Annotated in this window: 14 protein-coding genes; 3 read left to right on the plus strand and 11 right to left on the minus strand. The window is 39.7% G+C overall.

Annotated features, from left to right (window positions below):
• Positions 1–137: 137 nt before the first annotated feature.
• Positions 138–902 carry a hypothetical protein gene (locus OPS28_RS06985; RefSeq protein ID WP_265608738.1) on the minus strand — a complete coding sequence of 255 codons (765 nt, stop codon included), beginning with the start codon at positions 900–902 and terminating at the stop codon, positions 138–140.
• 698 nt (positions 903–1,600) lie between these two features.
• Here OPS28_RS06985 and OPS28_RS06990 point away from each other — a divergent pair.
• Positions 1,601–2,797, plus strand: coding sequence for an FG-GAP repeat domain-containing protein (locus OPS28_RS06990; protein ID WP_265608739.1), 1,197 nt, complete (start codon positions 1,601–1,603; stop codon positions 2,795–2,797).
• Between the two features lie 674 nt (positions 2,798–3,471).
• Here the strand turns inward: OPS28_RS06990 and OPS28_RS06995 are convergent.
• The 8 genes from OPS28_RS06995 to OPS28_RS07030 all read right to left on the minus strand — a co-directional run bounded on the left by OPS28_RS06995 (position 3,472) and on the right by OPS28_RS07030 (position 13,765).
• On the minus strand, positions 3,472–5,127 hold the full coding sequence (locus tag OPS28_RS06995) for a hybrid sensor histidine kinase/response regulator (RefSeq protein WP_265608740.1): 1,656 nt from the start codon (positions 5,125–5,127) through the stop codon (positions 3,472–3,474).
• A 5-nt stretch (positions 5,128–5,132) separates the two neighbouring features.
• Positions 5,133–6,296 carry an FIST signal transduction protein gene (locus OPS28_RS07000; protein WP_265608741.1) on the minus strand — a complete coding sequence of 388 codons (1,164 nt, stop codon included), beginning with the start codon at positions 6,294–6,296 and terminating at the stop codon, positions 5,133–5,135.
• Positions 6,297–6,429: 133 nt separating this feature from the next.
• Positions 6,430–6,597, minus strand: coding sequence for a hypothetical protein (locus OPS28_RS07005; protein WP_265608742.1), 168 nt, complete (start codon positions 6,595–6,597; stop codon positions 6,430–6,432).
• A 330-nt stretch (positions 6,598–6,927) separates the two neighbouring features.
• Entirely contained in the window at positions 6,928–8,367 is a 1,440-nt protein-coding gene (locus OPS28_RS07010) for a TnsD family Tn7-like transposition protein (RefSeq protein ID WP_265608743.1), read from the minus strand.
• Positions 8,368–8,382: 15 nt separating this feature from the next.
• Positions 8,383–9,282: a TniQ family protein gene (locus OPS28_RS07015; RefSeq protein ID WP_265608744.1), complete on the minus strand. Its 900-nt coding sequence runs from the start codon at positions 9,280–9,282 to the stop codon at positions 8,383–8,385.
• On the minus strand, positions 9,279–10,685 hold the full coding sequence (locus OPS28_RS07020) for an ATP-binding protein (protein WP_265608745.1): 1,407 nt from the start codon (positions 10,683–10,685) through the stop codon (positions 9,279–9,281). The genes OPS28_RS07015 and OPS28_RS07020 overlap by 4 nt, the downstream gene beginning before the upstream one ends.
• A gap of 4 nt (positions 10,686–10,689) precedes the next feature.
• A complete protein-coding gene (locus OPS28_RS07025; RefSeq protein WP_265608746.1) occupies positions 10,690–12,930 on the minus strand; it encodes a transposase in 2,241 nt (746 codons plus the stop codon).
• Positions 12,923–13,765, minus strand: coding sequence for a TnsA endonuclease N-terminal domain-containing protein (locus tag OPS28_RS07030; protein ID WP_265608747.1), 843 nt, complete (start codon positions 13,763–13,765; stop codon positions 12,923–12,925). Before OPS28_RS07030 ends, OPS28_RS07025 begins: the two co-directional genes overlap by 8 nt.
• A 175-nt stretch (positions 13,766–13,940) precedes the next feature.
• Between OPS28_RS07030 and OPS28_RS07035 the strand changes: the two genes are divergently transcribed.
• Together OPS28_RS07035 and OPS28_RS07040 are read left to right on the plus strand one after the other, a co-directional pair.
• Positions 13,941–14,528: a restriction endonuclease subunit S gene (locus tag OPS28_RS07035; RefSeq protein WP_265608748.1), complete on the plus strand. Its 588-nt coding sequence runs from the start codon at positions 13,941–13,943 to the stop codon at positions 14,526–14,528.
• Positions 14,525–15,898 (plus strand): N-6 DNA methylase, encoded by a 1,374-nt coding sequence (locus tag OPS28_RS07040; RefSeq protein ID WP_265608749.1) that lies wholly within the window; start codon positions 14,525–14,527, stop codon positions 15,896–15,898. Before OPS28_RS07035 ends, OPS28_RS07040 begins: the two co-directional genes overlap by 4 nt.
• On the opposite strand, the gene OPS28_RS07045 is transcribed toward OPS28_RS07040, so the two are convergent.
• Together OPS28_RS07045 and OPS28_RS07050 are read right to left on the minus strand one after the other, a co-directional pair.
• Positions 15,872–17,449 (minus strand): ATP-binding protein, encoded by a 1,578-nt coding sequence (locus OPS28_RS07045; protein WP_265608750.1) that lies wholly within the window; start codon positions 17,447–17,449, stop codon positions 15,872–15,874. The two genes, OPS28_RS07040 and OPS28_RS07045, sit on opposite strands and share 27 nt — an antisense overlap.
• Entirely contained in the window at positions 17,439–21,353 is a 3,915-nt protein-coding gene (locus tag OPS28_RS07050; protein ID WP_265608751.1) for an N-6 DNA methylase, read from the minus strand. Before OPS28_RS07050 ends, OPS28_RS07045 begins: the two co-directional genes overlap by 11 nt.
• Positions 21,354–21,465 lie beyond the last annotated feature (112 nt).

The following is a 21,465-nucleotide window of genomic DNA, read 5'->3' on the forward strand; positions in this document are numbered from 1 at the left end:
ACAGGGCATTCATGGCGTTTAACCTTCACTTTTTTTTGGCGAAAGATCTGATCACCAAACGTCATGAATGTTCCCTTCTTTTTTATCTCACTGATTTACCGTAATTATTTGTGGGGATACCTCAGACCCTGACCCCTTTATTCCGCAAAAGGCGAGAGATAGATCGACTCAAACCACGCAGCGAGCCATGGGGAGTCTTTTAAATAAATCAAACAAAAAGTTGCGACTATATGGGCAACAATGACAAGCATATACGGGGGCCAATACCGACTAGCCTTGCGTCTATCAAAAAACATCAAGCCAATAAGTAGACTGATAATAAAGACATGGCTGATAAGAAATTGCACCTCAAAATCAAACCATTCCGCCAGGTGCAAGTCAAACCATGCCATTAAGGCAAAAGTGGCGCGATCTGTCGCGGGCGATAACACCCAGAACACTGTACTTATCATCCATCGACTATGCCGTTCTATTGTGGCTCGTTCAACCACGGCCATCGCAATAGCAAACACAAAGCCTGCAATATAAATAAAGTCAGTCAAACTGAGCGAATACCGATAAGCATAAATAATGTCATAGGCAGGATCTAAATCTTTAATATGACCACGCACAACAGCTAATGCCGATGCCGCAACGAATCCAGCTATTAGTAAACCCAGCAGGCCAAACGTACGGTGTGTTTTTCGGTTACCCTTCGCGATAAGGTAAGGCTGGATGATTAGAATTAAATACCATAGTGTCGCGCTCAGCGCATGAAAGTGCCAGCCGAGCGGTGCAGAACTAAAGTCGGACCAATAAGAGTTGTAAAATCCAATCAGCGTTATTGCAAATGGAACCATTAACCATAGGTGTATATTATGGTATTCATTTAGCCTGTTCGGCTTTTTTGTAGAGTCTTTCATGGGCTGACCTTTCTGAGTAAGGAAAATCTTATCTGTTTAAAAATCCCTTAACCTCTGCCCCCGTCATTCCAAAGACGTATTTAAGGAATTAGTATGGACTCATCCCCCAGATGCTGGCCCTTTTATTCCACAAATAATTAATGCAAAGATGCACAGCTGCCAGTCTGTAGGGCGTTCACAAGCAAATTGGCTAGGATCATATGGACAGTATTAGCCACACGAACCCCCTTTAGCCCCAAACTTACCTAAGCAGCTTAATGAGTATATCCAAATTTAGTATAACTACACTGATTGAACCAATAATACGTTAAACGGGGACGTTTTATCAGGAACCTCAGTTGTACAGCAGCCTCCGAGACACTGTGACTGTAAAAGCTGATTAGACTTTTTGACTCTCATGAAGGCGCGCCATCATTAATTTAGGAATGGAGTGAGATTACTTTTATAAAATTTGCTTTAGAAAAGTACTCTGACCCTTTATTCTCTTTATTCTCTGTTGTTTTTTTCGTTATCATTCAATCGACTAATTCTTGAATTGTCAGAATTGTTGTTCTACTTTCAATGTATTGCCGTAAACCAATAACGTTATTCATAAATGTGTTAGTTGAATAGGAGAAATAGTGGTGAGGGATATATCGCACAACTCAGTAACAGCTACATTCAATCGTATCGTTAAATTGAGATTATTAGTATGTTGTATGATGACAACACTACCTTTAATTGGCTGCGGTGGTGGCAGTTCTGATTCTCCAACTCCAGCTCCTACGCCCTCTCCCACGCCGACAACGCCTTCCTCAGATACCATATCCTCTTTTTTTTCAGATGTTTCTGACACGTTACCCAGTGGATTGGATCGTCGTTGTATGGACGGTGAAGCTGTAGACATTGATAACGATGGCGATCTGGACTTAGTTTTGGCCATCGAGTTTGGAACAAATATTATTTTGATTAATGACGGAAGTGCCCAGTTTAGCTTCAAAGAGGGGGTACCTGTTACCCGGCGAGACAGTGAAGATATCGCAGCTGCTGATTTTGATGGTGATGGGGATATTGATATTTTCTTTGCAACAGAAGACGATGTTGATGATGAACTGTGGATCAACAACGGCAATGGCGCATTTAGTCTCTCACAAAATCAGCTGCCTTCAGGTGTAATATCAAATTCTGCTCTTGCTTTAGATGTTAATAATGACGGAACGATGGACCTCGTTCTTGGTAACGCTGGCAATAATTTTGTTTGGTTAAACGACGGCAAGGCCTTTTTTACATCATCAAGCATAAATGCAGGCGGCGGAGTCACTCAGGATATCAAAGCAGGTGACATCGACGGGGATGGCGATCAGGATTTAATTGTAGGTAATGAAAAGTTCAACCAACTGTTAATTAACAACGGCGATGGCACGTTTAGTGATGAGTCAGATGCCCGCCTGCCGCTCATAAATTCAGAAACACGTGATATTGAGTTAGGAGATATCGACAATGACGGCGATCTAGATATGTACGTTTCCAACGTATCCTTTTTCCAAGATAATAGCTCCAAAAATTACTTACTACTAAATGATGGCGCAGGCGTTTTTACCGAAGTCGAGACCCCTCCTTTACATGGGAATAACGTAGATTCAAGTTTTGTAGACCTTAATCGAGACGGTTTACTTGATATTATCACTGTAACCGCGGGTCTCAACGACGAAATTGGGAATAGTATGACATTGGAAAATCTAGGCGATACAAAATTTGAAAACAGTGGGTTTGACGCCATAGGAAATGGTTTCGATATCGTTGTTGCTGATTTTAACGGAGACGAAAAAGTAGATATGTATTTCTGCAATCGTATTGGTTCAGCGAATAGCAATAACAATGGTGGAGGTGAAGATCAGCTTTTCATTGGTAAATAGCGTTTTTGACTTACAAATTTCTATTCATTGATTTCAGCTGAAAAAGCTGCGGTATTGATTCATACATATTTATCATAGTACCGTTTTAATATTGGGCATACTTCACGGTCATAAGCTACATCAAGGTGCTTTGCCAGTGCATATTCCACCATATAAAGATACGCTTCACAGGATATACTACTATCAGGACTATGCCCTACATGGGGCGCACTCGACAACATAACGAGCTTATTTTAGGAAACCAGCCTCACAGCAAAATTTCGAACATATTCAATAGCGACTTTTATATCTTTTTCACCCGCTCTTAAATAAGCGGCCATATTGATTTAAAACGAGGACGTTTCATCAACGAACTAAGTTCTACCGCAGTCTTCGCGACATTGTGCCTGTAAAGGCTGGTTAGATTTCTTGACTCTCATGAGGGCGCGCCATCATTAAATTAGAATTGGAGTGAGAGTACTTTTATAAAATTTCCTTAACAAAGGTACTCTGATCTCTTTATTCCACTACCTTGGACTCAGAGCTATCGCATGCCGTATACGGTTTACCATGCGGCAGAAGAAAACCGCACTCAAATGGTACAGCTCACTAGTAGACGGGCCAGGTCCGGTGGCACATGAATGCAAATTCGTGGGGATCCCTCAGACTCTGCCTTCTTTATTCCACACACAAAATCAGGACATTTGTTCTTTGCGCGCAAAAATCGGCTCAAGATCGCTCATATCGAGAGGTTTCACCAAATAATGATCAAAGCCTGCTTCCATGCCCATTTGTTTGTCTTTGGCCTGTCCCCAACCTGTCTGCGCAACAAATAGGGTATCTTTGAACACCGGGTTAGCACGAAGTGTGCGGCAAACTTCATAGCCGCTAATATCGGGTAGCCCAATGTCCAGCACTACAATGTTCGGCTGAAAACATTTAGCCTTTGCTAGCGCCTCCTCACCCGTGAATGCACTTTGGGTTTGATGGCCCAGCAATTCGGCAATCATGCACATGGAGTGAGCAGAAGGTTCATTGTCGTCTACCACGAGAACTTTGAGGCGTTTGAGAGGTGCAGCAGGCGCCTTTCTTTGCTTCTCTAGGTTCGGGCTCTGCTTTTGGTGAAGTCGGGGTAGCGTGACAACAAACTCGCTCCCTTTGCCTCGCCCTGGGCTTTTTGCAAAAACACTTCCCTGGTGCAGTTCGACTAATTTTTTTACTAGCGTGAGACCAATACCTAAACCCCCTCGCGAGTAGGTTGCCACGGAATCTGCTTGTACAAACATGTCAAAGATGGAGGTTAACTCGTTTTCGTCCAATCCCAATCCAGCATCCTGGATGCTGATGGTTACTTCATCCGCATCGGCTTTGACAATTATATCAATTCTGCCTCCTGACTCACTGTACTTGGCCGCATTATTTAACAGATTTAAAAACACTTGGGGTAGTCTGGTTGTGTCAGCATTTACCATAAGGGTGTCGTGCGGCATATCTAGGTTCAAACGATGTCGCTGCTGATCGATAAAAGGTTTGGCACTTTCTATTGCGGAATCGAGTAACACCTTTAAAGGCACTGCTTGCTGTTGAAGGTTCACTTTACCACGCGTTATTCGGGAGACGTCCATCAGATCATCAATGAGGCGTGTCATCTGACCTAACTGCGTAGCCATCATCTTGCGCACCTTGAGTAAAATTTGCGGATTATCTTCGGTGTGCTTTAGTAGTTCGATACAATTCCCGATAGGAGCAAGGGGATTGCGCAGTTCGTGCGCAAGAATTGCCAGAAACTCGTCCTTACGTTTGTCTGCCAGCCGCAAAGCTTCTTCGGCTTTACGGGCTGCAGCGAGTGTTGACGCCAATCGATTACGGGCTTTTTCGAGTGACTGTGCTAGAAGGTTGGCCGACATTTCTTTTTCGCGCGCCAACCTGGTCTGTGCGATTAGGGCTGTGGATTGACTTTCGGCCCTTAACGCATGAGCCAATAAAGGACAGAGCTGAAACAGTTCGTCACTGTTGTCGATAACGCATTGCTCGCTCACGAACACAATGATGATGTCGTTCAGGTCACTGATACCAAGTACCTGGACTGGCAGGGGAGAATCAGAGAACTGCAGGTGTGCTGTGGCGCGACTATTGTGGATACAATTCTCAAGAAAATGTTGCCATGCTTTGCCGTCTTTCAGATTTTGGGAAAAGCCGGGTGCCGGCAGAAAAAGCCCTACCTGATCATCGCGAAAAAAAATTATCAGGTCATCGGCTTGATAGAACTTCGCAAGTTGGCGCGCTGCATTCTGCCTTTCCGACGGTATCGCCAGCGCGGCAATCAGCTGAAGTTTGCGGTGGGGTTGCATAGATTTCATTCCGGAAAAATGCCGATCACGGCAGTACAATTGTGAAAGCCGCCAAACTGCCCCTCTGCCCGCGCTATTTGACCATAAGTATTGCAACCTACATAGGTAGCCGGGGATAGTAAATCGTCCAGTTTACCCAGTTCCAAACCAAAATCTTGGCCCGTGCGCAGCCGGGTCGCTACACAGTCAAAGAAAATGGCGGTTTTAGGCCGGTGATCTTCTAGTTGTGCTAATGCAGTTTTTGTGGCTTGAGCAGCTGCTTCCGCAGAGCACACGCAGGAGGTGCGCATGATGTAAATAATACTGCCGCTGGGTATTTCTGCGGCACAGAAAACCTCTCCCTTCGTATTTGTAGTTAAAGGCACCCGCAGACGGTACGCCCCTTGGTCTTCAATGCCAATTACGTTTGACAAAAAGAACGCCGTGGGTTTTTCAAGGTCAAGAATTTGTCCAGTGGCCTCTGCGTGAGCTTGGAACGCCTCGATGGCTGGCACAGCGTTCACGCTGATCAGCCGCTTTCCGTCCACTTCTGTAACCCGCATAGCTGCGCTCGCAGGTTCCCAACCGTGTTGCACGCCGATGCCAATCGGTTTGTTCGATAATATTTCAAGCGCTACGGCTGCATCTGTTATGGCGTCCTCACCGTAAAAGATATGCGTGCGTTTAAATTGGGCATCATCACCAGCCCCTCCACCGAATAGCTGGTACATTCCTGAGGTGGATAATGTGATCTCTTCAATGAGCGAATCGGCAAAACCGGCCAAGGCATCAGTTAACACCATAGCTGTGCGATAGGCATAGGTCTGATCATCGAGACCGTTGAAGCTATCAGTAATACTTTGCGCCGCCTGCTTGCGGTCCGAGCTTAAATTACGTGCAACGCCCACTGAAAAGACCATATCCGATGACTTGAAAGCCAAAGCACAGGCTGACCCTTCTTGAGGAGTAGCGGAAGAAAATTCGCCGGCAGAGGAGCAACCGAGCATGTGCGCAGGGTTGCATTGAGCGGCAATATTTCGAAGCAAAAGCTTAAAGTCATACAAAGGAGACGCGAAAACGATTAGCGCGTCTGGATTGCCGCTGATTTTCGCTTTGATTTCACAGCCCAGCTTTTTCCCCGCAAGAGTACTGTCTGTCTCATTCGTGTGAACTACGGCAACTTCGGTCATAACGATCCTTAGATGTACAATGGTACAGTCCGGTTAAATAAACATAGGTACAGGAGTGCGTTTGTGAATAATTTTTTTATGCGCTCACTTTTCGATTTCAAACCTCATGGCCACATTATCGTAAAGCAACCACTTACACAATAAAGTGATGCCTGCCACTGCTATCCGCCATAGCGACAGGTTGGTGCTCACGGGCACTGCCCAGTGTTTTGGGTAATTCCACTAAACAGAAACCTATCATTCGAGTGGCCGATCTTCGCCGCGGAGGTGTATTGCTAAACAAAGCACCGGGTGAGGACATGATTACAATGCCTTTTTTTACTTCATTACATCTCCCTCTTCAGCCGATGTAACTTAGTTTAGTTTTCTGACGATTTCTTTACTACAAAAAGGCGAGCTTTTCAGCTCGCCTTATAAACATAACTTCAAGTTTCCAACTTCAATTGCAGTTTCCAACTAGATTGGATCGGTTTCCAACTTCAATTGTCTTGATCAATAAGTGTGATTAAGCATTTAAAAAATAGACATTTAAAAATTTAAGTTGCTGATTTTTATATATTTTTCAAACTACTATTCAAAGCAAAATAGTATTTAAATTTTAGACATTTTAACTACCTGAAAAATAAGCAAATTATTTCTTGGCTTTTCTAGGCCAATAAATAGCTTGAACCCGTTCAGGAAGCAGCTGATACAACAATTCTTGTTCATGCTTATACAGCCAATAGTAGCTCGGTCTGACTTTTTTTCTAATATCATTGCGAGTAGAGTCTGGGTGTTCATCTATAAAATCTGAGATTCGTTTCGTATGAAACCTTTGCTTTTCAATATACCAGATTCGCTTTCTTAGCTCTGGAAGCCAAACATGTTTAGTTAAAACTTTCTCAACTGCTCCTACTGACACATTGAACTCATCGGCAATATCCTGTGTTTTAACACCAACAACTAACTTACGCCAAATAGCTCTCTCAACAAGTTCAGTGACTTTTGACGGCCTTAAATCAATGTTTAAGTTATTCTGCTGAGCTTTTATCTTCATGGTGCTTACTGTTGTTCCTAGAAAATGGGCCGTACTTCTTAAACTATTTCCTTCTGAAATCATTTTTAGCCCTTCGTGCCAATTAACACTTTTTAGAGTCTGTTGTTGGTCAGTAACAGGAGATTTTTCTTTGCTTTCTTCGATATTTGCACTTTGCTTAAAATCACCCCAAGAATCAAAAAGCGCAGATATAAAAACAAAATGTTTAATTGGTTGGTGGTTGCAAGTTGCTCTGTAGAACATACTTTCAGACAGTTTTCCATTTAAAGCTGCATCAAAGACAAGAGGGTATGGATAGTCAAGTTCAGACATACCATCCAAGTGTTTTATTAAATATTCCTTCAGTTGCTTTTGCTTTATTCTCCCTGACTGAGTTAATAATTCCATCTCACCGAGTCTTTTATAATAAGCTTGGTAAGTATCACCTTTGTGCCACTTTACATCATTATCAAATATCTCGCTTTGTATTAACTTGCTAAGTCTTATTTCAAACAAGGAGGATGGATGAATGCATCCAGATAAAGGCGGCAATTGTGGTGTTTTAGTATTACGTTTAACACTTAGTAAATGTATACCGTGTGATTCACATGCGGTAACACCCACAAGCTGATGACTTCTGTGCCAGTATGAAGTCCCAAACTGTTGAGCATCCTCTTCGGCACAAAGTGGACAATATTTTAGTAGTTGACCGGGAGTAATTCTGTTTGCAACAGCGCCAATTCGACTCTGCAAACTTGAGGTATCGCCTCTCTTAAGTCGCTCACAAATCTCCTCATACATGATTTGATCCATGAATGGTTGAAAGTAATGGGCGTTAGTGAAACAAAAAATAAGTTGATCCAAAGTCACCCCAGATAGTTCGGATAACTTTTGTAAATACGGGGGAAATTCGTTAGCTGGGCGATTATCCCTGATGCCTAATTTTCTTAATGTATCTCTTTTAAAGTCAGCATGGGCTGCAAAAAAATGGAAGCGACAAACCCAGCTATAAACAGTCTCATCTGGGAATGGAGAAGGAAATAGCTGGTTCATCATTTAAGGTAACGCCTGTTAAGTTGTTAGTTCATCAGGAAAAAGCCAATAACCTAGCAATATCCAGTGTATCGGAGATCTAATTTTGTAGGGGTTGTTGATCCCCCTATACAAGTTTCCTATTACCTTGGGATTGCCTTTGTTTGAAGCCCTCGCATAATCGGTATACAAATAGGCCAGCAATTCTCTTGGCAGTTCATTTTCTAACTTAAACGTTAACTCATCGATATGTTGCTTAAATTGATAATTAGCAATGTTATTCATACCTAGAGCAGTCGTTATTCGATTCTTTATTTCAATAAAAGGTAACGAATTTTTCATCAATTTTTCTTGAATGGAATATAAAAAGTTCTGCCATTTACCTAGCTCTGGTGTTTCCGCCTCTAGCAAGTTACACCACTTTTTCACTTGGTGCGGTAACACCCCTGTTTTTAAATCTACAACTGGATACTTTGCCTTTTCTAACATTGTGTTGTGCTTGTAACACTTATACACGCTTGGGATTTGATGCTGTGTATGCCAATAGCTAGTACCAAAACTATCTATATTCTCCTTTCTACATGTAGGACAACTATGCCAACTTCGGTCAAACTGAAATAACGTTTTTTCTCCGTTACTGTGGTGTAAATCAAGAAAACTATTCTTAAGTAGCTTTTTATGATCAAGCTCGTGAGCGACAGATATTTGCCATAAAGGAAATAAAGTGTGCTCTCGTAACAGGCTATCGGTTTGACCAAACCACTGTAAAAAACTTTTAACCGAAGGATGGATAACTTCATAAGCTTTAAATGTTTCAGAATCGATCTGATTACTAGTTAGGTAATGCTTAAATTCAGGGTAAGCACGAAATTGTGAACTCCTTACAAACCATGAAATATAGTGCTCATTTGGGAAGATATTTAACGAGGCCAAACTCATATTGGCACCCTCAAATATCCATCCTCTTCGATTAAATCAGTTGCTTCTAACTCAGCTTTCTTGAATAGCTTATCCAGAACTTTTTCTTCTGCCTTTGTAGGTTTATATTCAGGCAAGTACTTTTCTACGTGTTCATAAAGAGATTTTGCTTCAGCCTTACTTAAATTTGAGTTGTCACCAATTTTTATAAGTTTTTTAACCAGCTTTTGTACTTCTTTATCAATATATTGACCAGCACTCATCAAATCATCGAATGCGGCAACATTCCCGTGCCTTAGCGCTATTATCCCTGTTTTCATAATTGAAAAGCGTTTTTCAAACACGGTATCTAAAAGATCCAGAGAAAATTTAGCTTCACCACTTCTCCATCCCAATACATTAGCTTGTTCAATTAGGAAAAATAAGCAGTGTGGTATCCCTCTCGTCAATTCATAAATTTTCTTTTTATATCGTACTGTTAACTTCTCAAACTCAGGCAAAAGTTGATAACTCCATGCATATTCCACTAATGTATTCCAGTCAGTATCGTCTATTGGATAATTTTTCCAATCGTATGGAATACCTAAACGTCTAGCATTTGAAAACTCGCTGTCAGTAAGTTTATTTGCTTTTGAAGTACCAATTTTCAATGTAGGAACCTTGGCTTCGTTAGTCAGCTTGTCGAAAAACTTAAAAATTAGGTTTTTTTCATTTGCAACAGCGGTACATATATTTTGCATTTCATCAAAAATGATCATCCCAACCAAAAGCGTTGTGCAAACTGTTACCAAACCTTTAATACATGTGCTTCTAGTTTTGTCACGATACATTAAGTGATAGCTATCTTCCCCTTTCAACCCCAAAATTCCATCAATTTGCTCAAACAAATCCAGACAAATATCTTTGGTATTAGAATCACCGGGAATATTAACCTTAAGATATACAATCTGAACCCTTTCTTCATTCATTGAACCATCAGCAGGATGAATAAGGACTTGATCGATTAAACCTAAAACTGAATCAACTAGAGTCGTTTTACCTAAGCCTGAATAACCAGTGAATTTGAGAGATGGTGCGGTAGTGCGAGTCCTGTTATAAGTGGCTGTCGCAATTTTTTGTTGCCACTTTATAACATCATCATTTAAAGGGTTTCTGTTTTTATAACCAACCTTAATGGTTCCCAGTAAATCACAGTACACGTCATAATATATGGAAGTTGTACAAACGGAATCCATGATATTTGATGCCATCCCTTCTAGTGTCTCTGTACTAAATTTAGATAAATCTTCAGGTGCATAAGCTTCGTCTTGGACTCTTTCCCAAAAATCATCAGGATTAAGCCTTAACGGCAAACACTCAATAAATGGATTACCCTTATAGTCTGGATTATCCGAAGGTGTATATTTTGCAATTTTGTATGTCATATATTTATCCTCTTCTCCGTTTACTCATTTTTCTCTTTGTGGCAAATAGAGTTGCCGTCTCTTTAGTTAGGCTATTTTTGTTCTGAACTTGCTTCGAAGAAGATTTGTCGTCTATATCTTTCTCCTCGTGATAGTTTTGGTTAGTGGTTTTGTTTAATTGGATTTGAGATTCTGCAATTTCTCTATCTATTGCCTGTTCACGATTAAATGACAAGTCTTGGCTATTTGCCGAGTTAACAGTAATCTGGTCTTGCTCTTTTCTTGCGTCAACGACTTTGGCCTTTGCGTATCCCGCCGTTTTACTTTGCTCCTCATGGTACTGTTCCATTTGCACTTCATCTTCGTTCGCTTCTTCGATCTTTTTGTCTTGAATACACTCAGCACTCCACCATTTAAAACTGGCGTCATCTGCGTGTAAAACGGCTTCCTGAAAACCAAAGTCAGTAACAATCCATATTCGACTCATTGAATAGCGCATGAATTTACAGTCGTATGTCTTACCGACTTCCTTCTCATAAACGAAATTATTCAAAGCCCAGTCACAGGTGTAGTGCAAGCCCTGAGATGTTCTGCGCTTTTTAAAGGTTCTAATATATCGGCCCTGAAGGAATAAACCGTCTCGCTTGACAGTTACTTGAGCACTTTCAAGCAATTGCATGAACAGTTCATCTTCATCCACTGATTGTAAATCACCAGCCCTATGAACTAAGCCCCAAAGCCATTTTTGGTTAGGAATATTCTTTACGCCATCTTCTTTCATCTCTTTACTTAGAGGTAACGTTTTTAGCGGGTAAAATTTATTAAAGCGCGTTATAAAATCTATTAGTATTTGATATAGTTCTCTTATGTTAAGAACAGCGTTGCGTCTGACTCTTCTCGCTAGGTAATTCCTAACGTACTTTTTACTAATAGCACCCGGAATTCGCCCAAATAAAAACTCTTCCAAGGTTTTATGCCTGCGCTCTACTAGCCCTTTTTCCTGTGAATTTCCCTCTTTGTTGAATAGCACTTCGATATTTGCATCTGCGCTAAAAGCATCTGTTAAAGCTGAAGCAAACTCGGCATTATCTACATGGATCCTTGCAGGCTTGCTTTCAGGTAACCAAGGTTCATTTAGCTCTACCCCAATTTCTTTGCAGAACTTTTCTTTGTTTCTACAAGATATGAAAATTATTTCTCTTGCTGTGTGAGCTGATGGCTTAGCAAACGTCAGCAATAAACCTACCCATGCGCGTGAGAACATATCTATTACAGAGTAACAAGTTGGTCTGCCTAACCTTCTATTTCTGTCAAACTCATCAACAAGCTCTATAGCTAAAGGAGTTTCGTCAACCTGATAATCACTCCCCGGCGCATCGCCAAATATTTCGTGAATTTCACCACTAAGTCCTTTAATATTTTTGTTATATTCATCAAAAAGACCTTGTGCTTTCAGCACTCGGTGACGATTAGCACTTGTTAAACTATATGCATATTGCAAGAACTGATGTTTACTTAAAAATAGCTCACCTTTTCTTTTCTCATATTTCAAAAACTCCCCCGTAAATTGATCATAAACTGGGTCACATTGATGCTTGTTTTTGTATTCAATCCAACAATCAGTAATTGGAATGGGAAAGTCACACTCGTGAAATTCTCGGACAATAGACTTGATGTGTTTATTGTCTAGTTCATCTCTCATCCTACCGTTACAGACATTGCCCTCTTGACGCTTAGGCCCTGTTTTATTCGAGTAATTTTTATCCTTACCTTTTCCTGTTCCCGGTTTTCTAAGAAAACAGTTTTTATTGCTTCTGCACTTTAAATAACGATAGAGCCACTGATATACCTGATATCTAGTCGTTTTTTTTAACCCATTTTCTTTCGCAAATTCGAGACAATTTTTGACCAAACCTTTTCCATAACTCCCCTTGCGTAAAAACAGGCTTAAATTTTCAACAAGTGGTTTGATCACCTCAAATTTTATATCTCTCTGAGCACGCGCTTCATCATCAAGGGACTCCTCAACCTTTTTCCAATACTCTGTTTTTTCAAAAGCTCCCTTTTTAACCTTCCCTTCAATTAGCTCTTCTAACAGCAATCTATAGGACATTGCTTTTGGCTTAGTTTTTTCACCTAGGCTAATGACAAATACTTCATCTTCCTTGGGATCAATTAAGATAACGATAGAAGCTTCCTTTAATTCAGAATCTTGCTCAGGCACAATCAGGTCTTTAATCATTATATTTTGAGTAAGTTCAGTCATGAGCAACCACCTTAATGCCAAAGTCAGACACCAAGCTCTCAAACCTAAGCGGGATATTTAAATTTGCTTTAATCAATTTGTGCCAAAGACAATGATTGAATAACGAAACACTTTGTTGGTATTCAATCCCCATAGATTCTGAGGTTGCGGTGAGCAAAAAACTTAATCGTCTTTCACTAGTATTTCTTAGACAAAGTGAAAATGATTTCAGCCAGCGTTTTCGAATTAGCTCTAGTTCAAATGAAATTTTTAAACTCTTAGCAAGCTTTACCAAATTTCTTGCAAAGATAGATTTTTTGTAAGTTGAGCTATAAATTAAATGATATTTGATCCCTTGCGATTCCCAAAAAGCCCTCTGGATCTTTTCTTTATTTTCTAGATTCTTTTTTTGTCGGTCTGTTAATGATTTAATTTTCTCATCATCTTTAATCGAGTAAACAACTTCATTTCCATCGAATTTTCCACAGTAAAAATCGGTTGTCATAACGGCATCTACGTTTGTGCCGGGATATTTGGGATGCCTGATCTTCAACCTCTTAGCAATCGCAATGGATCTTTCAATAGGCAGAAGCGGATATTGCTCTTTCGACCATAAGATTCGGTCATCGAACATTAAAATATAAGCATACAATCTCTCATTGTTTGAGAGAACACGTTTGTCTTGGCCATTATTTTCATAGTCAGGGACTCGGCCTTTACTCCCTTCCGACTTGATATCTCTGGGATCAATAAAGGGGATGTACTTTGAACCTTTTGCGTTAGCCCCTTCCCATTGTTCAATTCTTCTATTGCGTTTTGCAACAGTAATGTTTTTGGTAGATTTTCCTCTTGCCATATTAATTAACCATATAAATGAAAACTGTGTAAAGTTTTCGCCCTTGACACCTCTCACCCCCGTAGTGAGTTAATGCAAGATCAATTCTTGATCATTTTAAACGACTTGTCAAATTCTCACTGCAAAAGTGAGTTTAAGGTGATAACATATAGATATTAATCAAAGGTGCGTGTCGATGACTGAAGAAAAATCAATAATAAAAGTTAGGACGGGTTGGACTTTTAGTAAGTCAATAGAGAGTAGTGACAAAGGTGAATATCAAGTCATACAGCTTAGAGATGTTCAAGATCTCTCGCTTGCGGGATTAGACTGGGCGAATATTACTAGAACCAATATCGATTCAACTCGCACAATAAAAACATTGCAAGATAATGAGGTTTTACTTGTTGCCAAAGGACACACTAAAACCGCACTTCTGTTGAAAAACTTACCCGACAATGTTGTAGCTAATCAGCACTTTTTGATTGTCACAGTTAATGACACTTCAAAACTATTGCCTGAGTATTTAGAAGTATTTTTAAACAGTACGTCTGTTCAAAATTGGTTTACGGTCAATAGCAGCGGGAGCTATCAGAGTACGCTTACCAAAAAAAGACTTCTCGAACTCAAATTGCCAACTGAACTGCCAATTGAACACCAGCAGATGCTAGTTGATTTAGACACCAGTATTAAGAAAGAAAAGTATTTACAACAGTTACTGATAAAACAAAGAGAACAAGAGATGGATAAATTTTCAGAAGCTATCTGGAGTTCACTAAAATGAATAATGATGTAATCGAAAGCCTTGTATCTACCGTCATTCAGTCCTACAAGTATGTTGGGTTTACCAACGATACAATCCATGAGCGAGATCTTTATCTTACTCTTCTCACTTGTGTATTAGTAAAGTCTCCACACTTGGATAACTTAATAACAGAATTCAAACAGAAAAAGTCGAACCATGAGTTTTTGGCAACAGTTAGAAAGTATTCAACCAATGAGTTACTAACTCCTGCTCTAAGAGCTTTTTTAAATGAACTTGTAGAGTTAACCAATAACAGCGATGGAGCACTTGTATTTCACGAAGTTTTTCAATTAAGTGATAATTCAGACATCCAAAAGTTTTCTCGGCAGGATAGTGTCACGCTTTACACTAGAGTTCTTCAACGACTTCAAGCGATGAACTTACCAGATCATTTTGCAGCGGACTTCTCATATCAAGCACTGCCTTTTAGTTTCGCCGAGTTATATTCCAAGCTATTGCAACCACAACCCAAAAGCCGTGTTTATGATCCATATGCAGTAACTGGAGAATCTATAGTTGATTTTGCCCTGCAAAACCAGAGTGTATGTATAACTACAGAAAGCGTGAATCAATCTTCACGTTATATTAGGCATCAACTTCTTATAGCGGGAGTTCCAGAACTAAACACCATGAACTCGTTTGCTCTTGATCCCGCAACTAATATCAAAAAAGGTGAATTTGATTATGCTATTACGCTGCTTCAGCCAAGCATTTATTCCGAAATAGAAGATATTAGGGGCGATAACAGCAAAGCTCTAAAAGGAAACTATGAAGAAAACCGAATTCCTAAAGCTGTTTTGAAGTCTCGCTTTTGGGAGCACGCGTTAATTCATCACATGCTTTATTCGCTAAATGACTCTGGTAAGGCCGTTATTATTACTGGCAAAGGACCACTTAGCAGGCACTCTGACTTTCATTCAAGAAAACAATTAGTAGATAACAATCAAATTGATGCTGTTATTCAACTTCCACCTAAACTGCTTGATGCGCGAACAGTTCCTTTATTCGCTATTGTCCTTAATAAGAAAAGGTCTAAGAACGACAAAATTACCTTCATTGACGCTGGAAATTGCTATACCCTAGATGCAGGTATTAACACTCTGACATCCATTGACGACATCACCGAAGCCTATCGAAACCAGAGCAGTCAATCAATAAAACTTGAATTAGTGACACCAGATATAGTTATCAAAAATGGGTATTCTCTTAACGTTGATACCTATGTAGCTCATGACAAACGCCATTATGAAGATATTGATGAAGACGCTGTGCAGCAAGCGCTGTTGAAACAACAGCGGCAAACCGATCTGATCATCCGAAAACTAAACTCCGCCTTTGCAATTGGCTAAATCATTTTGCAAAGACGCAACTAGTTCAACAGCAAGTAACATAGATGAATAAACCATGTGAAGGTTCATTTTTTCACCTTCTTGATGTTGCCCAAAATCACCAAATGGATACAGGGCGTTAATTGCAACATAAGTTGATTGGGAAACAACTTTTGCAAGAGGGTTTGATCGTTCTGGTGTCGTAAGAACTTTTAACAAAGAAAGTCGTTTACCACCTTGCGGGAAACTGGTTTTAAAATCTTGCAGTCGTTCACTTTCTCCATGATGTCTCCATATATCAAAGTGTCCATCTGGAACTGTTTTTCCTCCAAACTCGGCATTCCAGATAATATCAAAACATTTATTGATAAGTCCTCTCATACCTTCCAAACATATACTAGGGTGATTCGGTAAATGTTCTAAGTTTGTTTGTAAATACCTCATCAAGTCAGTGTCTATGTTGAGTATATGTGCGAGTCTCCTAGATATAACATTATTAAAATTCTGTGAAAATGCAGCTTCATTGCCGAAAAGACGATCTATCGCCCCTTTTTCATTAGCTAGGCTTTCTAAATAACTCTGCAATAAACGACTCGGCTTAATCAATTTGCTACCACTAGCCCTTGCAAACCCTTTCTCAACAATGCTCGTTTTATCCGAATGACTAGCACCTTGAATTTCCGACTCTTCAACTAATAACCTAATATTGTCTTGTGTAGCTGGCGAACAATCATGCCAAAGGTCATCTATAAAGTTTTGATTTGATTCAAATGAACATGACACTGCATCTTGTACTAAAGCGTTAGTAATCTTTTTTCCATCATGTGCATGTAATAGATAATTCAATACTTCTAACAATACAACTGGAGTTCCATTGGTTGCATTATACAATTCAGTTAACGCCCCCTTCTCAAACTCAACCTGACAGTAATTGGTTAATATGTCAGCAATCTCATTTTCATCAAAGCAATCAACACGTATTGGTGTCGATAGGAATATATTCCAAAAATCACTCGTTTGTGCATCTGGATTTCTGATCAACTCCCTGAGCGTTTTTCTACTAGCTGTAATTAGTGTCAAAGATTTATTCTGTGCCAATTCACGTAATTGGTCCCACAAATTCCTTGTTAATTTGTCACTAGATAGAGCTTTATCAAAACCATCAAAAATCACTAGAATTTTTGTTTCATCATTTAATAACTCTAAAACCTCAGCTATGTCTTGCTGAAAAGTATCTTCCGAAGCTTTTAAATGCTCTGCATATTCGCAATACTTATCCTTAATTGCATCAGATAGGTTGGCAGCAAATTGACTCAAGAACTCTAAGTCGTTTTTCGGTGTACTATGACCAAGATCCCATAGGAGTACACACGAATACTCTGTGCTACCTTCTGATGAAACAATTTCCTTTAGTTTTTCCAAAACCACTGTTTTACCTGAGTATCTTGGACCAACAACTTGAATGTGATCTGGTACAGGTTTAGTAATTGCTGTTAATATTTCACCAAGAATATTTGAACGCCCAATTAGCTTAGATTCATTACCCGTAACTGGAAATTTTCTATTTATCATTTATAGTTCCCTCTTCATTAAGCGCATTTTTTAATACTACTTCGCTATCTTGATGATAACTGATCCACTTAGCCATCAACGGCACTTCAATTGCGTAATAACCAGAACCGTCTTCTCCAAAAAAATTAACTAGTTCTAATTCTCTTAAGTAAGCAATATCAGCTTCTAACTCATTGTCATTCACATCAACGCCGTTTTGCACTAAATATTCTTGCAGCATTCCAAACGTGCACAATGGTTTATTATCAAAATTGCTAGATAATATGCATAACAAAACTTGCCTTCTATAGCCCCCGCTAGTAGGCCCAAGGCGTGCGTAATCCCATAAACTAGCAAAGTGTTCGTCAGCTACAATTAGCTCATCTGCAATAAAGTTTACATCATTGGTTTTGATTGAATGTGCAGTATTCCTTACAGCATAATCAAAAATACGATTACACATTTTTTGAATAAGATAAGGTTGTCTCGCGGTTAAACTCATAATCAACTCTACCGCTTCACCAGAGTATGCTATGTATTCTTTAACTGGCTCTATGACAACCTTTTCAGCGCTAGCCTGATCCAGAGCGCTTACTATTAGGCTCGTGCCTAGACCATATAATGCTGACCAATACTCTTCGCGAAGTCTCTTCAATCTTCGTGAACCTGTTAAAATAGCCGAAAACCTTGAGTAATTTTGAATTAGATACCGAATATTTTCAGGAAGTTGAGGAGAAGTAACACCATTATCGATGCCTTCTTGAAGCTTATCGAACTCATCTAGCATTAAAACTATACCAAGTTGTTTCTCTTCTAATACAGATAGTAGAACTTCTAAATAGTCTCTGAAATCAATAAATGGGGCATCTTCGCCGATACCAGCTTTACATGACCTTGCAATTCCAAGTGCTGGCTTTCCTGCTAATATTATTTTTCCATCCGGTAAAGGAACATCAACGCCCGTTTTTGTAATAGCAGAAGCGATTGACCGCGCCATTTCACGAAAAACTTCTACCGTAGGAACACCGACTTTATCTGATGCACCTTCTGCTCCCTGTAGGCTTGAATATACAACTAACCAATTTGGTATAGTTTTACTTCCCTCTAAATGTTTTAAAATTGACGTTTTACCAGCTCTGCGGTTGCCCTCTAATAAAATAACGTTTCCATTGCTTTCAATTTGACGAACTACCTGCTGAATAAATGTTTCTCTACCGTAAAAGACTAATGCGCCATTCTCAGGCTCAAGAGGGCTACCAGTTACATATGGATTACTAGCAGTTTCAAATGACTTAAATTCCTCACTAAGTTGCGTCAATTTTATTGCAAGCTCAGAGCTGCCAGTTACCTGTTTCCCAGCAAGTGTTTCTGCTCGCCACATTACGGTAAAGCTAACCCTGTCAGCGTCTGAAGTTTTACATGACAGTGAAACTTCCATCGAAGTGTGTTCGGCTAAATAATAATTATCACCACCTCCAAAGCTAGGTGATGTTTCTACCACTACATTTTTCAAAGGAAGAAAGCCTTGGTTATCTAGTGAAATAGAAAACTCAACATCGGAACTCTTTTCTAACTCCTTAACTGATGACGACACCACAATGCTGACATTAGCGAATATCATGTCGATGCATCTATCTATCCGTCCTCGAATATAAGCAAAAATGCGGAGCAACCTTTCCTCTAAATTGTAATTCCCAGCAGTTACCTCACGTAGTTGAGCTACTTGTTCACTTACATCTTGAAATATATTTAATAGAACAGGACCCGGAGGAATTTTGTTGATGTCCTTTAATACACGCAATATGTTTAAGACACTTAAATACCAATCTTTTTGCTGTGAATTTAGTTCATCTATTACTCCGTCAATGCTTAACGCTTTTAAAGAGATCTCACTCAACAAGTTGGTAGACTTTTCAATACTTGTATCATTACCAACTATTTTCTTAGCTACCTCCGTCTCCATCACATCGACTAGGTGCTCCACTGCATTTTCGTCAGACTGCTGACTGTTTTCTTTTAAAAACGTAATTACATCTGTTCCATGCTGTTCATACTGTGCTACAGCACGCTTCTGCATTTCTAGTGGCGGTAGTAAGATGGGTAACGTTTTTATTACGTCGGTATTTATGTGTTGCTGAACAGCCCCTCTTTTCCTGCTATCTAGCCAATCCTGACAAAATGAGGTCGATAAATAATACAGTAGGTATTCTGGTGAAACTTTCGCTGAATTTATTCGTAAAACGTAAAAGTTATTACCCGCAAAAGCCCCTTCGCCAATATCATCAACTAGCGCTAGCTTTCCTATGGTGCCTGTTTTCGATATTAGAATGTTACCTTTATATAATTTATTGTCGTAATAAGCTCTAGCTAGCTCCTCCTGTACCCAAGTAGTGATCTTCTGTATTTTAAACTTTTCAATATCTCGAATACGGATATAACCATATGGATTTTCTATATCAGTTTGTTCCGTACTTTTAACTGATTTACCTGTATTTATTTGTGCAACTTTAGATAAGTTTTCAACTTTAACTTCATCTCCCATCAACTTTCTAAAGTCAGTCAACAAAAGAGTTAACGCGTCATCTTCCTTACGAACAGGATTTAAGTCCCAATTATTGGTTGCGATTTCTTCGACAGATACATCCCAAAACGCACGAGTCGCCCCCCCTGTTCCAACCGTTCCTTCTTTCACTCCCGGAGGCAGAGGAATAGATTCGGGCAATTCTTCACAAAACAAACGTTCCAATATTTGCTCTAGAAAAATCTTGGGAAGACCCAGAGACGATTTGTAGCTATTTCGGTGAAAATACGACGACAGATCTGCAAACCGAACTTTTCGAGTTCGCCTCTTACTGTTGCTTAGCAACAGTAAGGCTCCACGGATTCCTGAGTCTTCAATTAATGTCTTTGGTGGAATTCTGACTACAGCTTCTAGGTAGCCGTGTTCGACTAAATATTGTCTTAATTCTATTTGATATCTATTTTTACCGAACAGCAATCCTTCAGGTATGGCTATTATTGCTCTACCACCCGGCTTCAATGAAAATACAGCCTGCTGTATAAACATTCCAACAATATCATTGGTGATAACCGGGAACTGTTTTTCATAACATAAATGACGGTAATCTTCCCTCTTAATCCCTACAGGAGGCTGAGCTAAAACAACATCGTATTTGTGGTGCAGTTCTCCTCTATTCGAGTCATATAAACCACTTCTTCTACTTAAATGAAAATTAAACGTTCCTGACAAAAAGAATCGCACCATAGCAATGAGAATGGCGTCTTCTGACAAGTCATATCCGGTAAAAGAAGTATGCGACAAAAAGTCCGTGTCTGCGGCTTCAATTGCGTTGTGAGCAGCGGTTAGGAAGTTACCTTCACCAGCGCAAGGATCTAAGATGGTTTCTCCGCTTTTAGGGTCAGCGATAGCCACTATCAGTTGTGAAAGTAACTTACTTGAGGAGAATTGTGTTGTTTGAGGGGTTCTAGTTTCCTGTAATAATATCTCAAACAATTGTGAAATATCTTTTCTACGGTATAAACGAAGCCCTCCCCATTGGTTGAACCAATTAAGGGCCTCCATGACAACTCTTTTGTCTTTGAATAAATGGTTCTTTGACGAGAAATAGAGTTCACTTAACCCTTCAACTTTTACAGAGTGTCTAAGTAAACTTAGGCTTTCATCAACATGTTGATCGACTTCATGGAAGCTGATGTTTGAAGTAAATAATGCGTTCAACCTAGCGGGAAGCTTCAAACTTTCCCTTTCACCAGTGTATTCAGCAAAACTACTCACCTCATCACGCAACCATCTAAAAAGAAATAGAAGCACTAATAAATTGCGTACATCTTCTCTGCTAACACCAAAAGAATGAAGGCGTGCTAAGATGCTTTTAACTGAACCAATTAATTCTTTATTATCCAAAACTTATTACTCTTTCCGTTTTCCATTTTCCATTTTATAGATTGCACATCCAATGCCAATTTAAAGAACAGGCTACAACCCTTTAATTTCAATAGGTTAATAAAACCAATCA

The sequence above is a fragment of the Alteromonas sp. ASW11-130 genome (assembly GCF_026183735.1).
In the GTDB taxonomy this organism is placed as follows: domain Bacteria; phylum Pseudomonadota; class Gammaproteobacteria; order Enterobacterales; family Alteromonadaceae; genus Alteromonas.

What these genes read in the sequence shown, in the direction of transcription:
- OPS28_RS07045 (WP_265608750.1), bottom strand. Translation starts at nt 17,449, where the DNA reads ATGATAAATAGAAAATTTCCAGTTACGGGTAATGAATCTAAGCTAATT.
- OPS28_RS07020 (WP_265608745.1), bottom strand. Translation starts at nt 10,685, where the DNA reads ATGACATACAAAATTGCAAAATATACACCTTCGGATAATCCAGACTAT.
- OPS28_RS07015 (WP_265608744.1), bottom strand. Translation starts at nt 9,282, where the DNA reads ATGAGTTTGGCCTCGTTAAATATCTTCCCAAATGAGCACTATATTTCA.
- OPS28_RS07010 (WP_265608743.1), bottom strand. Translation starts at nt 8,367, where the DNA reads ATGATGAACCAGCTATTTCCTTCTCCATTCCCAGATGAGACTGTTTAT.
- OPS28_RS07040 (WP_265608749.1), top strand. Translation starts at nt 14,525, where the DNA reads ATGAATAATGATGTAATCGAAAGCCTTGTATCTACCGTCATTCAGTCC.
- OPS28_RS06985 (WP_265608738.1), bottom strand. Translation starts at nt 902, where the DNA reads ATGAAAGACTCTACAAAAAAGCCGAACAGGCTAAATGAATACCATAAT.
- OPS28_RS07030 (WP_265608747.1), bottom strand. Translation starts at nt 13,765, where the DNA reads ATGGCAAGAGGAAAATCTACCAAAAACATTACTGTTGCAAAACGCAAT.
- OPS28_RS07025 (WP_265608746.1), bottom strand. Translation starts at nt 12,930, where the DNA reads ATGACTGAACTTACTCAAAATATAATGATTAAAGACCTGATTGTGCCT.
- OPS28_RS07035 (WP_265608748.1), top strand. Translation starts at nt 13,941, where the DNA reads ATGACTGAAGAAAAATCAATAATAAAAGTTAGGACGGGTTGGACTTTT.
- OPS28_RS07000 (WP_265608741.1), bottom strand. Translation starts at nt 6,296, where the DNA reads ATGACCGAAGTTGCCGTAGTTCACACGAATGAGACAGACAGTACTCTT.
- OPS28_RS07005 (WP_265608742.1), bottom strand. Translation starts at nt 6,597, where the DNA reads ATGTCCTCACCCGGTGCTTTGTTTAGCAATACACCTCCGCGGCGAAGA.
- OPS28_RS06990 (WP_265608739.1), top strand. Translation starts at nt 1,601, where the DNA reads ATGATGACAACACTACCTTTAATTGGCTGCGGTGGTGGCAGTTCTGAT.
- OPS28_RS06995 (WP_265608740.1), bottom strand. Translation starts at nt 5,127, where the DNA reads ATGCAACCCCACCGCAAACTTCAGCTGATTGCCGCGCTGGCGATACCG.